This is a genomic window from Cronobacter sp. HA18003 (genome assembly GCF_011605905.1).
GTDB classification, from domain to species: domain Bacteria; phylum Pseudomonadota; class Gammaproteobacteria; order Enterobacterales; family Enterobacteriaceae; genus Cronobacter; species Cronobacter sakazakii.
The window spans coordinates 1,934,201-1,954,907 of record NZ_JAANQO010000011.1; the positions used below are offsets into that span (position 1 = coordinate 1,934,201).

Annotated in this window: 16 protein-coding genes and 1 CRISPR repeat array; of the genes, 6 read left to right on the top strand and 10 right to left on the bottom strand. The window is 57.7% G+C overall.

Annotated elements, in window-relative coordinates:
- Positions 1-42 precede the first annotated feature (42 nt).
- Positions 43-903, top strand: coding sequence for an acyl-CoA thioesterase II (gene tesB, locus G6041_RS10300; RefSeq protein ID WP_012125475.1), 861 nt, complete (start codon positions 43-45; stop codon positions 901-903).
- Between the two features lie 269 nt (positions 904-1,172).
- Here the strand turns inward: tesB and amtB are convergent, their stop codons facing one another.
- The 5 genes from amtB to G6041_RS10325 all read right to left on the bottom strand — a co-directional run bounded on the left by amtB (position 1,173) and on the right by G6041_RS10325 (position 7,126).
- On the bottom strand, positions 1,173-2,459 hold the full coding sequence (gene amtB, locus G6041_RS10305) for an ammonium transporter AmtB (RefSeq protein WP_004387551.1): 1,287 nt from the start codon (positions 2,457-2,459) through the stop codon (positions 1,173-1,175).
- Positions 2,460-2,490: 31 nt separating this feature from the next.
- Entirely contained in the window at positions 2,491-2,829 is a 339-nt protein-coding gene (gene glnK / locus G6041_RS10310) for a P-II family nitrogen regulator (RefSeq protein ID WP_004387552.1), read from the bottom strand.
- A gap of 231 nt (positions 2,830-3,060) precedes the next feature.
- A complete protein-coding gene (locus G6041_RS10315) occupies positions 3,061-4,839 on the bottom strand; it encodes a SmdB family multidrug efflux ABC transporter permease/ATP-binding protein (protein WP_012125477.1) in 1,779 nt (592 codons plus the stop codon).
- On the bottom strand, positions 4,832-6,607 hold the full coding sequence (locus tag G6041_RS10320) for a SmdA family multidrug ABC transporter permease/ATP-binding protein (protein ID WP_041460591.1): 1,776 nt from the start codon (positions 6,605-6,607) through the stop codon (positions 4,832-4,834). The genes G6041_RS10315 and G6041_RS10320 overlap by 8 nt, the downstream gene beginning before the upstream one ends.
- A 57-nt stretch (positions 6,608-6,664) precedes the next feature.
- On the bottom strand, positions 6,665-7,126 hold the full coding sequence (locus tag G6041_RS10325) for an Lrp/AsnC family transcriptional regulator (RefSeq protein ID WP_004387554.1): 462 nt from the start codon (positions 7,124-7,126) through the stop codon (positions 6,665-6,667).
- A gap of 115 nt (positions 7,127-7,241) precedes the next feature.
- Between G6041_RS10325 and G6041_RS10330 the strand changes: the two genes are divergently transcribed.
- The 3 genes from G6041_RS10330 (at position 7,242) to G6041_RS21425 (ending at position 11,621) form a co-directional block, all read left to right on the top strand.
- Complete coding sequence (locus G6041_RS10330) at positions 7,242-8,288, top strand: PLP-dependent cysteine synthase family protein (protein WP_012125481.1); 1,047 nt, start codon at positions 7,242-7,244, stop codon at positions 8,286-8,288.
- A gap of 394 nt (positions 8,289-8,682) precedes the next feature.
- Positions 8,683-9,120: a hypothetical protein gene (locus tag G6041_RS10335; RefSeq protein ID WP_007865247.1), complete on the top strand. Its 438-nt coding sequence runs from the start codon at positions 8,683-8,685 to the stop codon at positions 9,118-9,120.
- Positions 9,121-9,131: 11 nt separating this feature from the next.
- Complete coding sequence (locus G6041_RS21425; protein ID WP_227003068.1) at positions 9,132-11,621, top strand: hypothetical protein; 2,490 nt, start codon at positions 9,132-9,134, stop codon at positions 11,619-11,621.
- Positions 11,622-11,660: 39 nt separating this feature from the next.
- Here G6041_RS21425 and cof read toward each other — a convergent pair whose 3' ends face one another.
- The gene (gene cof / locus G6041_RS10345) at positions 11,661-12,479 is read right to left on the bottom strand and encodes an HMP-PP phosphatase (RefSeq protein ID WP_012125483.1); all 819 of its coding nucleotides are present in this window, start codon (positions 12,477-12,479) and stop codon (positions 11,661-11,663) included.
- A gap of 91 nt (positions 12,480-12,570) precedes the next feature.
- On the opposite strand from cof, the gene G6041_RS10350 reads away from it, so the two are divergent.
- Both G6041_RS10350 and queC read left to right on the top strand, forming a co-directional pair.
- Positions 12,571-14,301 carry an SgrR family transcriptional regulator gene (locus tag G6041_RS10350; protein ID WP_012125484.1) on the top strand — a complete coding sequence of 577 codons (1,731 nt, stop codon included), beginning with the start codon at positions 12,571-12,573 and terminating at the stop codon, positions 14,299-14,301.
- A 29-nt stretch (positions 14,302-14,330) separates the two neighbouring features.
- A complete protein-coding gene (gene queC / locus G6041_RS10355; protein WP_012125485.1) occupies positions 14,331-15,026 on the top strand; it encodes a 7-cyano-7-deazaguanine synthase QueC in 696 nt (231 codons plus the stop codon).
- Here queC and G6041_RS10360 read toward each other — a convergent pair.
- The 4 genes from G6041_RS10360 to ppiD form a co-directional block, all read right to left on the bottom strand.
- Positions 15,019-15,855, bottom strand: coding sequence for an MBL fold metallo-hydrolase (locus G6041_RS10360; RefSeq protein ID WP_029464267.1), 837 nt, complete (start codon positions 15,853-15,855; stop codon positions 15,019-15,021). The genes queC and G6041_RS10360 overlap by 8 nt on opposite strands.
- A gap of 174 nt (positions 15,856-16,029) precedes the next feature.
- Positions 16,030-17,523: a CRISPR direct-repeat array (repeat unit 29 nt; unit sequence CGGTTTATCCCCGCTCGCGCGGGGAACAG).
- 213 nt (positions 17,524-17,736) lie between these two features.
- Entirely contained in the window at positions 17,737-18,135 is a 399-nt protein-coding gene (locus tag G6041_RS10365) for a YbgC/FadM family acyl-CoA thioesterase (protein WP_007902862.1), read from the bottom strand.
- 123 nt (positions 18,136-18,258) lie between these two features.
- A complete protein-coding gene (locus G6041_RS10370; protein WP_004387725.1) occupies positions 18,259-18,627 on the bottom strand; it encodes a helix-hairpin-helix domain-containing protein in 369 nt (122 codons plus the stop codon).
- A 146-nt stretch (positions 18,628-18,773) separates the two neighbouring features.
- A complete protein-coding gene (gene ppiD / locus G6041_RS10375) occupies positions 18,774-20,651 on the bottom strand; it encodes a peptidylprolyl isomerase (protein ID WP_012125487.1) in 1,878 nt (625 codons plus the stop codon).
- Between the last annotated feature and the right edge of the window lie 56 nt (positions 20,652-20,707).

The window sequence follows — 20,707 nt, forward strand, 5'->3', positions numbered from 1 at the left end:
ATTCGCACGGCTGTGCATTTCCCGGTATGTAGAGGACCCTTTATGAGTCAGGCGCTGAGCAACTTACTCGCGTTATTAAATCTGGAAAAAATTGAAGAAGGGCTCTTTCGCGGCCAAAGCGAAGATCTCGGATTACGGCAGGTGTTCGGCGGCCAGGTCGTCGGCCAGGCGCTGTACGCCGCCAAAGCAACGGTGCCGGAAGAGCGTCTGGTGCATTCATTCCACAGCTATTTTCTGCGCCCCGGTGACAGCCAGAAACCCATTGTTTATGACGTGGAAGTGCTGCGCGACGGCAATAGCTTCAGCGCCCGGCGCGTGGCGGCTATCCAGAACGGTAAACCGATTTTTTATATGACCGCGTCGTTCCAGGCGCCGGAAAGCGGCTTCGAGCATCAGAAACCCATGCCGCCTGCGCCCGCGCCTGACGGGCTGAAATCGGAAACGGAGATTGCCTGCTCGCTGGCGCACCTTCTGCCGCCGCAGGTGAAGGACAAATTTCTGTGCGATAAGCCGCTGGAGATCCGCCCGGTAGAGTTTCACAACCCGTTAAAAGGCCACACGGCGAAACCGGAGCGTCAGGTGTGGATGCGCGCCAACGGGCAGATGCCGGACGACGTGCGCGTGCATCAGTCGCTGCTCGGTTACGCATCGGATTTCAATTTCCTGGTGGTGGCGCTGCAACCGCACGGCGTTGGCTTCCTGGAGCCGGGGATGCAGGTGGCGACCATCGATCATTCGATGTGGTTCCACCGCCCGTTCGATATGAACCAGTGGCTGCTTTACAGCGTGGAGAGTACGTCCGCCTCCAGCGCCCGCGGTTTTGTGCGCGGTGAGTTTTATACGCAGGACGGCGTGCTGGTCGCCTCGACTGTGCAGGAAGGCGTGATGAGAAAGCGCGGATAATTTTTTTGCGACCCGGCGGGTGACCCGCCCTACGTTTAATACAGTCTATGTGAGCGTCTTTTGTAGGGTGGGTAAGCAAAGCGCACCCACCTTTACATTCATAGCCCCTTTCATGGCGGGTGCGCGTGGCTTACCCGTCCTACGTTTAATACAGTCTATGTGATCGTCTTTTGTAGGGTGGGTAAGCGAAGCGCACCCACCTTGCCACTCGCCCCCATAAAAAACCTCCCGCATGCGGGAGGTTTTTTGCTCCGGAGATAACGCCGCTATCAAGCGTTGTAGGCGTTCTCGCCGTGGCTGTTGACATCCAGCCCTTCGCGCTCCTGCTCTTCGGAGACACGCAGGCCCACGGTCAAATCCGCCGCTTTATAGGCGATAAACGCGACCACAGCGGACCAGACAACGGTAATGGCGATGCTCTCAAGCTGCACCAGCACCTGATGACCCATCGTCACGCCCGCGGCGTAACCCACACCGCCAAGCGATGTTGAGGCAAAAATACCGGTCAGGATGCAACCCACAATCCCACAGACGCCATGCACGCCGAATACGTCGCACGGGTCGTCAACGCGCAGCCAGCGTTTCAGCAGCGTGACGCCCCACAAGCCCGCCAGACCTGCCGCGATACCCACGATAAGCGAGCCGCCCACGCCGATGTAGCCGCACGCAGGCGTCACGCCCACCAGACCGGCAATGGCGCCGGAACATGCGCCCAGCAGCGATGGCTTACCGCGCAGCGCCCATTCACCAAACACCCACGCAAGGATGGCCGCCGCCGTTGCAACAACCGTGTTCACAAACGCCAGACCCGCGATTTCGTTGGCGGCGCTGGCGGAGCCGGCGTTAAAGCCGAACCAGCCGAAGTAGAGGATCGCAGTGCCGGTAAAGACCATCGGCAGGTTATGCGGTTTAAACGCTTCTTTGCCGAAGCCAACGCGCTTGCCAACCAGATACGCACCCACCAGACCCGCTACCGCCGCGTTAATGTGCACCACGGTGCCGCCCGCGAAATCCAGCGCGCCGTCAGAGGCCAGCAGGCCGCCGCCCCAGACCATATGGGCAATCGGCACATAGGAGAAGGTGAGCCACACCGCCACGAAGATAAGCACGGCCGAGAAGCGGATGCGTTCCGCCAGCGCGCCGACGATAAGCCCCACGGTGATACAGGCGAAAGAGCCCTGGAACGCGACGTGAATGTACTGATAGAAGGTGCCCATCAGGTCGGTAATTTTAATGCCCTTCAGCAGCAGCCAGTCGACATTGCCAAAGAAGCTGCCGCCGCTGCCGAACGCCAGTGAGTAGCCATAGACCACCCAGAGGACGCAGACCAGCGCGAACGCGACAGACACCTGCGTCAGCATTGAGAGCACGTTTTTCGCGCGGATAAGACCGCCGTAAAACAGCGCAAGCCCCGGGATGGTCATAAACAGCACCAGCGCGGTGCAGATCATCATAAAAGCGTTATCGGCTTTGTCCGCCACCGCGGGCGCCGCCAGGGCGATACCCGGCAGAAGAGCAAGCAGGCCGAAACCCGATTTGAAAGCTGTGTGTTTCATCTTGTGCATTCCTGTAACGGTTGGCCAGAAATCAGAGAGCCGCTTCGTCGGCTTCGCCGGTACGAATACGAATCACGCGTTGCAGTTCGGCGACAAAAATTTTGCCGTCGCCAATTTTTCCGGTCCACGCGGCCTTGCTGACCACCTCGATCACTTCATCCAGCTGATCGTCGGCGATTGCCACGTCGATTTTTACTTTCGGCAGGAAGTTCACGCTGTATTCGGCGCCGCGGTAAAGCTCGGCATGGCCTTTCTGGCGCCCGAACCCTTTCACTTCGGTGACGGTAAGCCCCTGAATGCCAATGGTGGAGAGTGCTTCACGCACATCTTCCAGTTTGAACGGTTTGATTACCACGGTAACCAGCTTCATAGATCCCCTCCAGTCAGAAATGGGTAATGCGGCAGCGAAGATGATCTGATAAAGCAAGCGGCGTGCCAGGAATAGAAAAGCGTGCGGCGGCGGCAAAAACTGCGGCAGGAAAGCAGGATTAATTGAAGGAAACGGAAGGCAGAAAAGAAAAACGCACCATGCGAGTGCACGGTGCGTTACATTTTTGCACCACTAACGATGCGTGTTAGCAGAACGCCTGATTTTGGTGCATCAGGCGCTGAGCGGCTCCTCTTTCGCGGCGGCCTGTAGCTCTTCACCCGCAAGCTGGAGCTGATACATCTGCCAGTAGCGTCCGCGCGCCTCAAGCAGCGCCTGATGGCTGCCCCGCTCTACTGCCTGCCCGCGATGCAGCACCAGAATGGTGTCGGCTTCCACGATCGTTGAGAGACGATGCGCGATAACCACCAGCGTCGTGTGCGGCCGGATAGCGGCCAGCGCATGCTGAATCGCCTGCTCGGTGCCGGAATCAATATTCGCCGTCGCCTCATCAAGGATAAGGATTTGCGGCGCGTCCACCAGCACGCGCGCCAGCGCCAGCAACTGCTTCTGCCCGACGGAGAGATTATTGCCCTGCTCGCCAAGGCGGGTATGAATGCCCTCGCTCATGCCGCGCGCCAGCTCGGCCAGTTGTACCGTTTCCAGCACCTCCCAGACGCGCGCTTCGTCGATATCACGCCCGAGCGTGACGTTCGCGAAGAACGAATCGGCCAGCACGACAGGATCCTGCTGCACCATCGCCACGCCTTTACGCAGCACGCCGTGGCTGAGCGAAGCCAGCGGACGGCCATCAAGGCGGATTTCGCCGCTGCTGAGCGGGTAATACCCCATCAGCAGGCTCGCGAGCGTGCTTTTGCCGCTGCCGGTATGACCGACCAGCGCCACGAAGTGACGGGACGGCACCGAGAGCGAAATATCTTTCAGCACCAGCTGATCGTCGCGATAGGCGAAAGAGACATTATCCACCTCAATCGCGCCGCTCGTCAGCGGGCGGTCGTCGTGGCCGTAATCCTGGCGCGGCCTGTCCATCAGCTCAAACACACGTTCGCCCGCCACCAGTGCCTGCTGCAAAATCGACTGCTGGGTGGTGAGTTCAATCAGCGGCTCGTTCAGGCGGCCCAGATAGCTGATAAAGGCGTAGAGAACCCCCACCTGAATCGTCCCGATGGCGGTGAAGCCGAACAGCATCAGCAGGCCGCACAGCACCAGCGCGGAAAAGAGGCTCAGCAACGGGCGCAGCAGAAAGCCGTCCAGGCGCAGCGTCTGCATTCGCGCCAGATAGTGCGAATGGCTGGCGGCGTTCATGCGCTCGCCAAAACGCGTCTGCTGGCGGAACTGCTGGATGACATTCATCCCGCTGATGACTTCATTAAAGCCGTCGTTAATGTCCGCCAGATAGGTTCGCACCCGGCGCACAATCGGCGTGCTGTAGCGCTGATAAATCATCATGACGATAAGCACCGCCGGGAAGATAGTGATGGCCACCAGCGCCATACGCCAGTCGAGGCTGAACATCGCCACTAGCATCGCGCCGATAAGCGCGGCGCTGCGCAACACCGTCGCCACGACCGTGACATAGAGATCGCGGATCACCTCGGTATCGTTAGTGACGCGCGAAATCAGCTGCCCCACCGGCTGCGTGTCGAACGCGCTGAGCGGCTGGCGCAGCGCGGCATCCATTACATCAGTACGCAACTGTTGCACCACGCCCACCGCCGCCTGGTTAAACAGCAGCGCCTGCCAGTAGTGCAGCCCGGCGGCGAGGATTTGCAGTAGCACATACGCGAACGCCAGCCCGGCCACCAGCCCCAGCGGCAGCTGGTTTTTCGCGACCAGGTTGTCGATGAAGTAGCTGATGAGCGCAGGCCCGGTCACTTCCGCGGCGGCGGCCACCCACAGCATCAGCACCGCGCCGCCGAGCGGTTTACGCCACGGCGAGCCATACGCCAGCAGACGTTTTAGCGTCGGCCAGCTTTTTACGGTATTACGCATTCAGCGCCTCCTCGTCGTTCTCTTCCGGCGCGTCATCCAGCGCCGCTTCGAGCTGCTGATAGCGATACATATCCCGGTACCAGCCGGGCTGTGCCGCGAGCGACTCATGACGCCCGCGCTGCGCCACCTGGCCGTGTTGCAGCACCAGAATTTCGCTGGCTTCGGTCAGCGCCGACAGCCGGTGCGCGCTGATGATAACCGTGCGGTTTTCGCCCCACTGGCGCAGGTTATGCAGAATCTGATGTTCAGTACGGCCGTCAACGGCGGAGAGCGCGTCATCCAGCACCAGAATTTCGGCCTCCAGCAGCAGCGCGCGGGCAATAGAGATGCGCTGCTTCTGCCCGCCGGAGAGCATCACGCCGCGCTCGCCGACCTGGGTGTCATACCCCTGCGGCAGACGCAGAATATCGTCATGCACACAGGCGAGTTTCGCCGCCTGTTCTATCTCTTCCTGCGTGGCGTCGGGCTTGCCGAGCGCAATATTGCTGGCAACCGTGTCGGAGAATAAGAACGGCGTCTGGTTGACGACCGCAAGCCGTCCACGCCAGTCATCCAGATGCACGCGGTCAAGCGAGACGTCATGGAACGTAATTTCCCCTGCGTCGAGATCGAAATGGCGCTGGATAAGCGACAGCACGCTGGTTTTGCCGGCACCGGTCGGGCCGCACAGCCCCAGCATCTGGCCGGGTTTCAGCGTGAACTGCACGTTACGCAGCGTATCGCGCGCGGCATGTGGATAGCGGAATTCGCGGATAGCCACGTTCAGCACACCGCGCCCGGCGGGCAGCGACGCCTGGCCATCTTTCACTACCGGCGCCTCCGCCAGCAGCGCGCGAATGCGGCTGTACGCTGCGCTGCCGCGCTCGACGATGTTAAACATCCACGCCAGCGCCAGCATTGGCCAGATCATCAGGCCCAGATACATCGTAAAGCTGGTGAGCTGGCCGAGCGTCAGCGTGCCGTTCATCACCATCCAGCTGCCGCCGCCGATGGCCAGCAGGTTCGCCATGCCAATCGCGATATAAATCGTCGGGTCGAAGCGGGCGTCCACGCGCGCCACACGCAGGTTTTTCACGCCGGTATCGCGCGCGTCTTCAGAAAACAGCGCCGACTGTCTGTCTTCCAGGCCGAACGCTTTAATCATGCGGATGCTGGTCAGGCTCTCCTGCGTTCTGTCGTTCAACGATGAGAACGCCGCCTGCGCGGCCTTGAAACGGTGGTGTAGCTGATCGCCGTAGCGCTTGATGACAATCGCCATCACCGGCATCGGCAACAGCGCCAGCAGCGTGAGCTGCCAGCTGATCTGCGTACACATGATGACCAGCACCGCGCAGCCCATCACCAGCGAATCGACCAGCGTCAGCACGCCCTCGCCGGCGGCGAAGACCACGCGATCGACATCGTTAGTCGCGCGCGCCATCAAATCACCGGTGCGGTGACGCAGATAAAACTCCGGATGCTGGCGGCTGAGCTGGCGGTAAAAATCGCGCCGCAGTTCAACGGCCAGCTGATAGGACGCGCCGAAAAGCAGCACGCGCCAGACGTAGCGCAGCAGATAAACCACTACCGCAATCACCACCAGCAGGCCCACCCACAGCAGCACCTGGCGCGTGGTGTAATGGTGTTGAGTGACGCCATCGACAACGTAGCCCACCACTTTTGGCGGCACCAGTTGCAGAATGGCGATAACAATAAGCAGGGCAACCGCGCCGAGGTAGCGACGCCACTCCCGGCTAAAATACCAGCTTAACTGAGCAAATAATCGCACGCGAAATTCCTGATTGGTCTGATGATAAAGCGCGGGCGTCGTGGCGAGCCAGACGGTTCAGCGCTTAAGCGGCAGGGCCGTGGTGTATTTTATCTGCTCCATGGCGAAGCTCGACGTGACATCTGACAGCCCCGGCACCCGGTTGACCAGACGTTTATAAAAGTCATCATAGCTTTTCATATCGGCCACCTGTACCCGCATAAGGTAGTCGTATTCGCCCGCCATGCGCCAGAAACCGAGCACTTCCGGCATTTCCTCCACCACCGCGACAAACTGACTGTACCAGTCGCTGCTGTGATGCTGCGTTTTGATCAGCATAAAAGCGGTGAGGCCGAGGCCGAGTTTTTCCGGGTCGAGCAGCGCGACGCGCTTAATAATATAGCCGTCATCTTCAAGCCGCCGGAGCCGCTTCCAGCAGGGCGTCGTCGTCAGATTAACGGCATCGGCGAGCGCCTGCAAAGAGAGCGTCGCGTCCTCCTGAAGCAGCGCCAGCAGTCTGCAATCAATTTTATCTAACATTCCCGATTCCTGTAGAAAATTTTCCTCTCATATCAGCAACAGGCAGGCTAAATGGCAACTTATTTTCCTGAAAGATGCTTTACGCTGGGCACAAATTGATAAACCGGAACGTATCATGTCCAGCACCTGGGTTCACCACGCCATTAATGAGATCCACGCCGACGCCCGGCGATCCGCGGATACCCATTTGATCCGCTTTACTCTGCCCGCCTTTCCGGGCATCTGGTTCTATCTGAAAGATGAAAGCACGCACCCTACCGGCAGCCTGAAACACCGCCTGGCGCGCTCGCTGTTTTTATACGGCCTGAGCAACGGCTGGATCCGCGAAGGCACGCCGATTATCGAGGCCTCTTCCGGCTCGACCGCGGTTTCCGAAGCCTGGTTTGCCCGCATGCTGGGCCTGCCGTTTATCGCTGTGATGCCCGCCTGCACCGCGCGGCGCAAAGTGGAACAAATTGAATTTTACGGCGGCCGCTGCCACTTCGTGCAGAGCGCCTGTGAAATTTACGAGGCCTCCGAGGTGCTCGCCCGCGAGTTGCGTGGCCGCTATATGGATCAGTTTACCTACGCCGAGCGCGCGACCGACTGGCGCGGCAACAACAATATCGCCGACAGTATTTTCCGGCAGATGGCAGGCGAGCCGCACCCGGTTCCTGATTACATCGTGATGAGCGCCGGTACCGGCGGTACATCGGCCACCATTGGCCGCTATCTGCGTTATCAGGGGCACGCCACGCGTCTGATGGTGGTCGACCCTGAGAACTCGGTGTTTTACGATTACTGGCAGCAGCGCGACAGCGGGCTGAAAAACAATGTGGGCAGCCGCATTGAAGGGATTGGCCGTCCGCGCGTCGAACCCTCTTTTATTCCCGATGTTATTGATGAAATGTTGCAGGTGCCGGATGCCGCGAGCGTGGCGGCGATGCAATGGCTTAGCGAACTGCTGGGCCGCAAAGTGGGTGCTTCCACCGGCACCAACATGTGGGGCGCGCTGCAGCTGGCCGCGCGGATGCGTGAAGAAGGCCGCTGCGGCGCTATCGTTACGCTGTTGTGCGACAGCGGCGAGCGGTATCTCGAAACCTATCACAACCCGGAATGGGTGGCGGCCTCGATTGACGATATCTCGCCCTGGCGCGCAGCCATTCAGGAACTCGTGGGTTAAGATGGAAAGGTGAAGATCAAAGCGGCGAACCTTCGCCGCTTTTTATATGCATCATGCTTTTAAATTTATGTCACGCCCTGTTTATTCCAAAAATATAAAATAAAAACATTCCTGAAATCTATGCATATAATTTATTGATAAAATAAAACAATACAACTCCATCGTAATTATAGATTTTCATACTTTTGAAATAGCGAAGAATCACTTTTAAGAATTTATTAAAATCTATCTTGATAAACTCTGTATAAAATCACCTTTCTTTCTCCCGGTATGCTGGCCTAATGCAGCGCGCTGTTTGTGGTTAGCCAGTCTATTACTGGACATATTTCGGATCATCCCGGCCAGATTGCGCAGGGATTGCTGGCATTCTGTAATCAGACACATAAGAGATAATATGTTGGACAAAAAAATCCTTTATATCGCTGCGATGATGATGTCTTTAAGCGCCTGTACCACCGCCCCTAAAAGCGCCCCGGTAAAAAGCAATGTGTCGCAGACGCCTGTCGTCCCCGCACAGCCTGCCCCAACGCCGGTTGAATCCATGAATCAGTTAGCCCCCGTCAGCAGTGATACCAAACTGCGTCTTGAACGCTGCCTCGCGGAGACTAAACACCTTTCAGATATTAACCGTGAAAAATATCGTGAGCAGATCGACACGCTATATCGCAGCATTAAAGCGACACAATATTACGCCTCTATCAGTAACGATCTGTCCAATATTATGGTGGAAACCATCACTCCGCTGTATCAATTCCGGGTCAATGACGCCTGCAATACAATTTCACAGTCTCTTCTGGCCGAACTGAAAAAAGGCGCAGGGCTTGCTAAATGAGAGGTGATGGGATGAAGGGAAGCATCAAAAGCCATAAAAGCGCGATCGCTGTTTTACTGGCGCTCGCACTGAGCGGACAGTCGTCCTGGGCTGCGCAAAATAGCGCTGCCGTTCAGGGAAATGATTTTCTGTCGTCAATTCAGCAAATCGAAGTGAAGCAGATAGACTTCCCTGCCCCCACCCATCGTCAACAAACGCCATCCGCTTCCCGGGCGCAAATCAACGATCTCCAGCAGGAGATCGCTCGCCTGAAAAAACAGCTTAAAGCTGCGGAACAAGAGAAGAAAAGCCTCAGCGCTCCCGGCGATCTTCAGGCGCAAAATACGCAACTGCTGAAAGACAATAGCGCGCTTGCGAAAGAGAACGACCGCCTCTCCCGCAGCCTGCAAAACGCGCAGCGCGAACAAGGTGCTACCAGCACGCAACAGGCCGCGCGCATTGAAGCGCTGGAGCAGAAAACCGCGGAGCTTCAGGCGTCGCTTGCCAGCAAAACCGAAGAACTGGCGCAACTCAAAAAATCAAACAACAGCCAGGCGGCGAGCGAAAGCGCACTGCAAAAACAGATTGCGCGTCTTGAAACAGAAAAAGCCGCCATCGCAGAACGTAATACGAAAGACACAGCGCGTTTTAACCGCGACATGCAGGCACTGCGCAATGAACTGAATAAGCGCGCCGATGAACTGGTGGCGCTGAAAAATGCGGGCGATAAACGCGCGCAGAGCCAGAGCGCGCTGGAAAAACAGCTTGCACAACTGGAAAAAGAGAAAACGGCGCTGACGGCGCAAAGTGCGCAGAGCATCGATGCCGCTAATAAAAAAGCGCAGGCGCTGCAGGCAGAGCTTGATAAACGCAGTGCCGAACTCGCCGCGCTCCAGAAGACAGGCAGCGAGCACGAGAAGAGCCAGAGCGATTTGCAAAAACAGCTCACGCAGCTTGAACAAGAAAAAGCGGCGCTGACGGCGCAAAGTGCGCAGAGCATCGATGCCGCTAATAAAAAAGCGCAGGCGCTGCAGGCAGAGCTTGATAAACGCACCGCCGAACTCGCCGCGCTCCAAAAGGCAGGCAGCGAGCGCGAGAAGAGCCAGACCTCGCTGCAAAAGCAACTCACGCAGCTTGAACAAGAAAAAGCGGCGCTGACGGCGCAAAATGAGAAGAGCATCGGTGCACTGAACAAACAGCTCGCGCAGCTTGAGGAAGAGAAAGCCTCGCTCACCGAGCAGAACAGCCTGCTGATGAAGAACAGTTCACTTAGCAAAGAAGAGAAAGCGAAACTGCAAAAAGCGCAGGCGGAGCAGACCGCGTTGCTTGAGAAAAATCAGGCGGCAGAAGCCGCGCTTAAGGCGCAGATCGCCGCTCTTACGGAAAAACTCAACGCCTCGACAACGCTTGCCGCCACCTCGCAGGAAAAAGTCGCGGCCCTTGCCTCAGAGCTTGCCAGCCTGAAAGGCAGCCAGAGCGAAAAAGCGCAGGCGCTGCAAAGTCAACAACAGCAGGCCGCGCAGATTGTCGCGGCAAAAGAAGCGCTCACTCAGCAGCTTGCTGCCGCCCAGGCAGATATCGCCACACTGAAGCAGTCGCTGGCAGACAAAGAAAGTCGTTTACAGCAGTCGGATAAAGCGCTGCTCGCGCTGAAAGAAGAGGCGCAGTCGGCCAAAGCGCTGACTACCGCCTCCGCCACCAGCCAGCAAAAAACACAGGCTGAGCTGGAAGCCCTTAAACACGCCAATGAAGAACTCAACGCCAAACTGGCCAGCCTGAGCGCGCAAACCGAGGCGCAAAAAGCGCAGGCCGAGAAAGAAAAAGCAGAGCTGCTGGCGCAGGCGGAAAAACTGAAAGCCGACGCGGCAACGCAGGCGCAAACAGTGGCGGCGACGAAATCTGAAGCGGAAGTCAGCGCCGCGGCGCTTAAGGATAAAGCCAATAAGCAGTCCTATGCGAACGGCGTGATGTTCTCAAGGCTGGTGCAAAAGAGCATGGATCAGATGGCGGATCTTGGCATTAAAACCAATCTCCCCATCCTGCTGGCAGGCATTAAAGACGGCCTGGCGCAAAAAGTCGCGGTCGAACCAAAAACGCTGCTATCGCTGCATGAGTCGATGCTGAAAGAGCTTTCGAGTCGCGAAGAGAAAAAGTATCAGGCGGGTATTGATCAGCTTGAAAAAGCCACCGCGAAGAAAAAACTGCTCAAGCGTAATAAATCGCTGTTCTTTGTGCAGGCGAAGGCTGGCAAAAAAGCCATTGCGCCAGGCGAGACCGTTAACGTCACGTTTAAAGAGGCAACGTATGAAGGCCGCGTGATCAACAATAACGCCAATGTGCCGGTGACCTATGACGAAAACCTGCCGTATATCTTCCAGCAGGCGCTGGAGCTCGGTAAACGGGGAGGTGTAATGGAGGTTTACTGCTTCGCAGGCGATCTCTATAACCCGGATACCATGCCGCCGGATCTCTTCAACTATTCACTGATGAAGCTGACGGTCACTATCAGCGGTGGTAAATAAAAAAAGCCGGGGGTTCCCCCGGCTTGCTGGAATGCCTCATCATTCGGGGGAATAATCAAGGTGTGGATGGTCCAGCCAATGCGTCAAATAGTGGGCGACCGCCTGTCTGCTGCAGTGCCCGATCACCGGCAGATGCGGGAGCTCTGCCAGAAGCTGCGGCATCGCGTTGCCCATAATCAGCCCCTTCCCTGCCAGCGATAACATCTCGCGGTCGTTCATGGCGTCACCAAACGCCATACAATCCGCCATCGTAATGCCCAGATGCTGGCTCAACGCCTGCAGCGCCGCGCCTTTATTACAACCCGGCGGCAGCACCTCCAGACAGTCGAGCGCGGAAAAGCAAATATGCGCCTGCGAACCAAGCGTCTGACAAAGCTTAACGCGCAGCTCACACAGCGCGTCGTGATCGGCAACAAAGCAGATTTTCGTCACCTGATGGGCGGGAAGCCGCTTCAGATCGGTGAGCTGATAGCGAAACCCGCTCCAGGCGTGCGCGTCCAGCAGCGCCGGATCGTCGTTATCCGTCAGCCAGCCGCTGTCGTTAAACACGTGCAGACTGGCTGATGTATCCCAGTAGCCGTGCAGTACCGCTTCCGCGACCTGCGGCGATAAATCTTCCGCGAACAGCAGCTCGCCCGACGGCGCATGAATACGCGTACCGTTGCCGGTAATGAGGAACGCCTCCAGCGCGATTTTTTGCAGCATCTGTCGCATTTCCAGCAAATGGCGACCGGTTGCAAACGCCAGCGTCACGCCGCGCTGATGCAAACGGTGCAACGCCATCTGTGTGGCTTCACCAAGCTGATGGTCAGGCATCAGCAGCGTGCCATCCATATCAAAAGCACCCAGTCGCGCCATGGTTCGTCTCCCTCTGTCGGTTGACTTGCAGTATTGCCTGGCATATACGGAACTAATAGTGAAGAGTTAGGAAAAATCGTTCCGGGTTTATATGCGCCTTCTGAACCGACTTAATCAATTTCAGCGTTTGTGGCAGCCTTCTGAGGGCGCGCCGCAGGCCGTGACTATCAGCGAGCTCGCCGTGCGTTGTTTTTGCAGTGAACGCCACATGCGCACGCTGCTTCGCCAGCTTGAACAGCACGGCTGGCTGCGCTGGCGCGCGCAGTCGGGACGCGGCAAGCGGGGCGAGCTGATCTTTCTGGTATCGCCGCACACCGTGCGCGCCGGCATGATGGAAACGGTGTTAAGCCAGGGGCAGACGCATAATGCGCTGGCGCTCGCACAGCTGGCGTCCGGGCAACTGCGCCAGTTACTGCATCCGTTTCTGGGCGGCCAGTGGCATAACGACACGCCGACGCTACGCATTCCTTACTATCGCCCGCTGGAGCCGCTCAAGCCCGGCTTTTTGCCCGGCCGCGCCGAGCAGCATCTCGCCCGCCAGATTTTCAGCGGCCTGACGCGTTTTAACCCCGACACCGCGCGCCCGGAAGGCGATTTAGCCCACCACTGGCGCGTTTCGCCGGACGGGCTCAGCTGGTGGTTTTATCTGCGCCCGACCCTGCACTGGCACAATCACGAGCCGGTGGATGCCTGGCAACTCCGCCAGCGGCTGCAACAACTGCTTGAGCTGGAGACGCTGCGCCAGCTTTTCGCGAGCGTCAGAGAGATTACGGTGGAGCATAAGCACTGCCTGCGTTTTGAACTCACGCGCCCGGATCACTGGCTCGCGTGGCGTCTTGCCAGTCACGGCTGTTATCTGGCGCATCCGGATGACACAACGATCGGCAGCGGGCCATTCCGGCTCGCCACGTTTACGCCTGAGCTGGTGCGCATTGAAAGCCACGATCGCTGTCATCTCGGGCACCCGTTGCTGAACGCGGTTGAATACTGGATAACGCCCGGTCTCTTCGACAGCGCGCTCGGTACCAGCTGCCGGCACCCGGTACAGATAGCCATCGGGCAGCAGGAAGAGCTCGTGCATCTGCGCCCCGTCAGCAACAGCATCAGCCTCGGGTTCTGTTATCTCGGCATCCGGCAAAACGGACAACTCTCACACGCGCAGGCGCGCTGGCTGATGCAACGGGTTCACCGCAGCGGCATGATAGATTCCCTGCCGCTTGATGAGCATCTGATTACACCAAGCAGTGAACTGCTGCCGGGCTGGCATTTGCCGCAATGGCCCGACGAGCCTCCGCCACCGCTGCCGCCCTCGCTGACGCTGGTCTATCATCTGCCGGTGGAATTGCCGGTAATGGCACGCCAGCTTCAGCATGAGCTGGCACAGCGTGGATGCACGCTCACGCTGCATTTTCATAATGCGAAAAACTGGGACGGCTGTACGCAACTGGCGCAGGCGGATATCGTCATGGGTGACAGGCTGATTGGCGAAGCGCCGGAATATACGCTGGAGCAGTGGCTGCGCTGCGATCCGCTCTGGCGGCATCTGTTAACAGGCCCACAGCGGGCGCATCTGGAAGCCACTCTTGACGCGGTGCAAAGCCACCCTGATGAACAGAGCCGTCACGCGGCGCTGCGCGAGGTATGGCAGACGCTGATGCACGACGCCGTTATCACTCCGCTCTTTAATTATCGCTACCAGATAAGCGCGCCGCCGGGCGTGAACGGCATCGAACTGAACGCGCTCGGCTGGTTTGATTTTAGCCGCGCGTGGCTGCCGCCGCCGCAAGAAGCTGGTGGACGCGACGGTGCGGCGCTACCATAACGTTTTTGCTACTCAATGACAGGGGCTTTATGAAACGTGCCGTTGTGGTCTTCAGCGGAGGCCAGGACTCCACCACCTGCCTGATTCAGGCGTTACATCAATATGATGAAGTGCATTGCGTCACGTTCGATTACGGCCAGCGCCATCGTGCGGAGATTGATGTCGCCAGCGCCCTTGCCGCATCGCTGGGCGCACGGGCGCATAAAGTGCTGGATGTGACGCTGCTTAACGAACTCGCGGTCAGCAGCCTGACGCGCGACAGCATCCCGGTACCGGATTACGATCCTGACGCCGAAGGCTTGCCGAGCACTTTCGTGCCTGGCCGCAATATTCTCTTCCTGACGCTGGCGTCGATTTACGCGTATCAGGTGCAGGCAGAAGCGGTGATTACCGGCGTGTGCGAGACCGATTTCTCCGGCTATCCGGATTGCCGCGATGAATTTGTCAAAGCGCTGAATCATGCCGTTGCGCTCGGCATGGCGCGCGACGTGCGTTTTGAAACGCCGCTGATGTGGCTTAACAAAGCCGAAACCTGGGCGCTCGCCGATTACTGGGGCAAGCTTGATGTCATCCGCCACCAGACCCTGACTTGCTATAACGGCATTCAGGGTGATGGCTGCGGCGAATGCGCGGCCTGCCACCTGCGCGCCAATGGCCTTAGTCAGTATGAGGCCGATAAGCCTGCCATTATGGCCGCCATGAAACAGAAAACCGGGCTTAAATAGCCAGGTTTTTCCCGCTCAGGCGTTCAAATTCGCGGGCGTCGTGGCTGCAAAACAGCGTCACGCCCGCGCTGGCGTCAGCGGCCAGAAGCCGAAGGCGCTTCTGATTCGCAAGCCTCGCGGCTTTGTCTTTTTGCATCATCCACTGATAAAAGCGCAGGCCCGGCGTACAGTGCGGGTCTGCCGCCATTTCATCGCGATAGAACCACGCATCACCGCCGTGCAGTAACCAGCCCTGCGGCGTATCAATCGCCACACCTGCGTGCCCTTCCGTATGCCCCGGCAGCGGGATTAACAGGATCTCCGGCGGCAAACCATCGAGCGCGCGCACCGCGCTGAAACCAAACCACGCCTCGCCATGTGGATGATAGCCATGCCAGCCGGAACGATTTCCCCATTGCCCCGGACGATAGCGCGCGCTGTCAAGCCACGTGCCGCGCCCTTCTGCAGCCGTCATTTCACGCTGCATCAGATGCACCTGCGCCTGCGGGAAATCGCTCAGCCCGCCGGCATGATCGAAATCCAGATGCGTCAGCACAATGTGCCGTACATCCTCCGGCTTAAAGCCGAGCGCTTTAATATGGTGCAGCGCCGTTAATGATTCCCGGTACTGGATATTATTCAGCGCCCGGAAAAAGAGTGGTAAACGGCGGCGCGGATGGCGCATATCGTCACAGCCAAAGCCGGTATCCACCAGCACCAGCCCGTGATGGTCGGTTTCAATCAGCAGGCAGTGGCAGATGAGGTGCGCATGCAGCCCTTTACTGAAGCCATCGTACAGCGCGCCGCCCAAAGGACACATACAACCGCAGTTGAGATGGTGTACTCGCATAGCCTCTCCTTCGTTGCGCAGTGTTCAAAATTTAACAAGGGCTTTGAAGTATAAACGTTACTGAAGATTGTGGCGGGAAAGGGGGCGGCGAGTGACAGGCGCTAAGAGCCTGAGCGGTTTATTACGGCTGGCGGGGGAACGCCAGAGAGCCGAAGCTGTTGCGCTTCATGAGCTCAGTTTATCCCCGCTCGCGCGGGGAACGGCCATCATTTTTAAATGTAAAGTTGGCCGTTATCGGTTTATCCCCGCTCGTGCGGGGAACGGGAGCAGGTGGAGCTGGCCGACGCGCCGGAAGACGGTTTATCCCCGCTCGCGCGGGGAACGGAACACAAACTGACATCATTAAATGTAGACACTCGGTTTATCCCCGCTCGCGCGGGGAACAGCTCGCCGGGTGGCAACTCCTGTGTATTAGAGGCGGTTTATCCCCGCTCGCGCGGGGAACAGCTCACCGGTATATCGTTCAGGCCGAACCAAATCGGTTTATCCCCGCTCGCGCGGGGAACAGTGTGGCCCATAAAGACCTCTTTAAAAGATGCTCGGTTTATCCCCGCTCGCGCGGGGAACAGTGAGAGATAATGACGAACCGTGCGAGGGTCTACGGTTTATCCCCGCTCGCGCGGGGAACAGGGAAGCCGGAGTGGATCGAATCGGCGGTATTACGGTTTATCCCCGCTCGCGCGGGGAACAGGAAGTAGATGCTTTTGCCGCTGGCCCACATTTCGGTTTATCCCCGCTCGCGCGGGGAACAGACCAGCAAGCGCTGTAATGACCTGGTCAGCGGCGGTTTATCCCCGCTCGCGCGGGGAACAGGCGAAAAACTACCGTCACATTCAACGCGCTAGCCGGTTTATCCCCGCTCGCGCGGGGAACAGTTACACTCTCGCGGCGAAAACGGAAGCGTGCGCGGTTTATCCCCGCTCGCGCGGGGAAAAGTGCTTATTTGCTGTCGCCGCTTTCCGAAGTGACGGTTTATCCCCGCTCGCGCGGGGAACAGGAGGAATGCATAAGCGTTAGGGTTGCTAAGCGCGGTTTATCCCCGCTCGCGCGGGGAACAGGATGCACTGAATCGGGTCTATTTCGTAAATCTCGGTTTATCCCCGCTCGCGCGGGGAACAGTTCGCCGCTCTTACCTCTTCGCTTAACTGTAACGGTTTATCCCCGCTCGCGCGGGGAACAGCCCTGGTTCTGGCGCTCAACCTCGGCAGCACGCGGTTTATCCCCGCTCGCGCGGGGAACAGCCTGTAAGGTGCTGCGGGAGCAGCTGGGGAAACGGTTTATCCCCGCTCGCGCGGGGAACAGTCACCTATGCCCGCCGCCGATATGGAATCCGGCGGTTTATCCCCGCTCGCGCGGGGAACAGCCCTAATCCGATTAAACCCGCGCCACCCGCCACGGTTTATCCCCGCTCGCGCGGGGAACAGACAGGTAATCACGTACCGCGCCGTCAGCGACGCGGTTTATCCCCGCTCGCGCGGGGAACAGCACGCCAAGCCTGGTGCCACTAACCGTACCGGCGGTTTATCCCCGCTCGCGCGGGGAACAGGGAGAGTGGGGAACGCCAGGTGAGCTACATCACGGTTTATCCCCGCTCGCGCGGGGAACAGTCGGCAACGACGGACGGCGCAACGCCGTTTACCGGTTTATCCCCGCTCGCGCGGGGAACAGACTAAAAGTAACCCTTTGTACTGAATGGCATTTTTTCGCCTTCCGCATCCTACCAACATTTTTACAACAACCCATCTTGTTAAAGAACGGCTGCCCTGTTGATTTTGAAGGCGTTTTTTCGCGACGCTTGTGGGCTGTTAACATCTACCGGATTGTTCACCCTGTGCGGTGATAAATCCATGATTGCCAGCACAAGCGCCACTATTGCAGAATTTACCCTGTGATTTTTTCCAGTTTTTCACGCAGCTCGCCCTCAATCGGTAAGGCTTTCTGCGTTTTCAGATCGATACAGACAAAGGTGATCAGCGCATCGGCGACCACTTCGCCTTCCGGCTCAAGCGTAATGACCTGGCTTAAGACCCCGCTTTTACCGTTAAGCTGCTTCACCTGGCTCGTGACAGTCAGCAGATCGCCAAGCACGGCGGGCCGACGGTAGTTGATATTGATATTGGCGACGATAAACGCGATGTTGTTCGCCATCATCCATTTAAAGCTTTCATCGTTTTCCAGCCCATCCCAGCGGGCTTCTTCAAGAAATTCCAGATAACGCGCATTGTTCACGTGCTGATAAACATCCATGTGATACCCGCGCACTTTGATTTGAGTCTGCATAGCGCTTGAACCTTTTCTTTTTGTCAGGGATACAGAGTGATATAAAAACAGAGGTCACACCACTGGTATGACCTCTTTAGTCTGGCAAAGTTTTTCAACTCTGCAAGCGTGGATGACTAACGATTAGAGGCGGATCCGGGAAAGATTACGTTCGACGAGCGAATTCCCCATTCCCGGCACCTGTTTTAAATCCTCAATAGACTTAAACGGACCATACTCTTCGCGATAGCTGACGATAGACTGCGCTTTCTTTTTACCAACGCCGTTCATCGCCTGTGCCAGTTCATCCGCCGTCGCGGTGTTAATGCTAACGGTTTCTTCTGGCGCATCCGCCGTGGTTTCCGGCTTCGCCTGTGGCGTAGTGGCGGCGGTTTTTTCTTTTACCGGCTCCGCCTGGGTTTTTCCTGCTGATGGTGCCGCGATAGCTGCGGTGCAAAAAGTGCCGCCAGCCAGCGCGACGGCGAGACATAAGGCTTTGATTCCACGTTTCATGCTGTGTTCTCCTTGTTTGTTAACAGCCTCGCCACCTTAAGCGGAGAGAGAAGCAGGCTCAAATGTCAGATTTCAGAAATGGAAAAGGCCGCGAAAGCGGCCTTTGGTATTTGCAGTGAGTTGCAGAAATGGTGCGAGACGTCTCGTTATTGCTGCGGCGGTGCGCCCGCATCGCCAAGTTTGATTTTGGCGTCTTTACGCAGGCCTTTCAGCAGCGCGTCGAAGGCAATCTCTGCATTGTTCTGAGTCAGACGCTGCGCCATCGCTTTCTTCTGAGCATCCGGCATGGTGCCGCTACGCACTTCATCGAGCGCCAGCAGAACCACGTTGCCCTGCATGTCGTTGCCGATGCCGTAACTCGGTTTATCTTTGGCTGGCAGCGGCAGAGCGAACACCGGCTGCGTCAGCGTATCCTGCGTGGTGCGCTCAAAGGTTTTTACCGGGCTGAAAGCAATGCCTGCCGCTTTCAGCGCCTCGTCACCTTTGCCCGCTTTCAGCGCGCTCAGCAGATTTTGCGCTTCTTCATTTGCCGCTTTCAGCGCCTTCTGGTGTTTCACCAGTGCCGTCACCTGATCTTTCACCTCTGCCAGCGGTTTTTCCGCCTGCGGTTTGTGATCGGTAATACGCAGCACGAACGCGCGGTCACCATCGACGGTGATGATGTCTGAATTACTGCCCGGCGTGCCGTTCTCGCCGAGCAGGTTGCCGCCAAACACAGCGTCGGCCACCGGCTTAAAGTTAATTTCCTCAGGCACTGCATCACGGCTGAACCAGCCGGTTTCCACCGCTTTCACGCCCGCGGCTTTCTCGGCGCTTGCCAGTGATTCGTTATCATTGTTCGCTGCATCGCTCACTTTACGCTGCAGTGCGAAGAAGGCATCCAGCGCTTTCTCCTGCTTCACTTTCGCGCTGATGTCGTTATGTACCTCAGAAAGCGGCTTCACGGTGGCTGGCGTGATGTCGTCGAGACGCACAATCAGGAAGCCCACGGAGGATTTGATAACGTCAGAAAGCTGGCCCTTCTCTTTCAGACCGGCATTTTTGAACTCATCCGGCGTGGTACCCGGCTCCAGCCAGCCCATGTCGCCGCCGTTGCGGGCAGTGATGACATCGACCGATTTCTCTTTGGCGAGCGTTGCGAAATCCGCGCCCTGCTTGAGCTGCGCGAGAATGGCTTTCGCTTCATCTTCGGTTTTAGTCTGGATCAGGCTGTAGCGGTTACGCTGCGGCTGACCAAATTCATCCTGATGTTTGTCGTAGTACGCCTGGATTTCATCTTCACTGGCGTTCTCAGCGAGCGCTGCGGCATCAAGCTTGATGTAGCTTACGCGGAACTGCTCAGGCGACTGGAAATTATTGGTGTGCTGCTGATAGTAGTCTTTGATTTCCTGTTCGGAAACCTGCTGCTTCTGAGCCAGCGCATCGACCGCGATGGTCGCCGTGCGAACCTGGCGCTGCTGGGCAAAGAGCGCAGCGAACTGATCGCTTTCGCCCGGCAGAATGAAGTCACTGCCCATCACGGCGCTGACCAGTTGGTCCGTCGTGAGCTGATTACGCAGCGCCTGCGCGTACTGATCGGCGCTCATGCCCATGCTGGTGATAATAGCGTTGTAGCGCGCGTTATCGAATTTACCGTCGCTCTGGAACGCCGGGTTTTTGAAAATCGACTGGCGCACCTGCTCATCGCTGATGTTGAGATGCAGCGAACGCGCGTATTGATCAATCAGCGCTTCGTCAATCAGCCCCTGCAGCGCGCGCTGGCGCAGCTCGGCCATATATTGTTCATTGGACGCGAGCTCAGAGAAACGGTCGCCCAGTCTTCTCTCAAGGTTGTTGCGCTCGATGTTGACCGCGTTTTCAAGCTGGGCCCGACTGATTTCCTGGTCGTTAACTTTCGCGGCATAGTTGCTGTTACCGCCAATCAGGTAGTTACTCACGCCAGTCAGTACGAATGACAGGATAATCAAACCCAGAATGATCTTGAGCACGACGTGATTCGCCGCCGCGCGTAAATTGTCCATCATGGTGTAACAACACTCCGCTGTAGAATGACAGGTAGAACTCGCACAGAAACATGGCG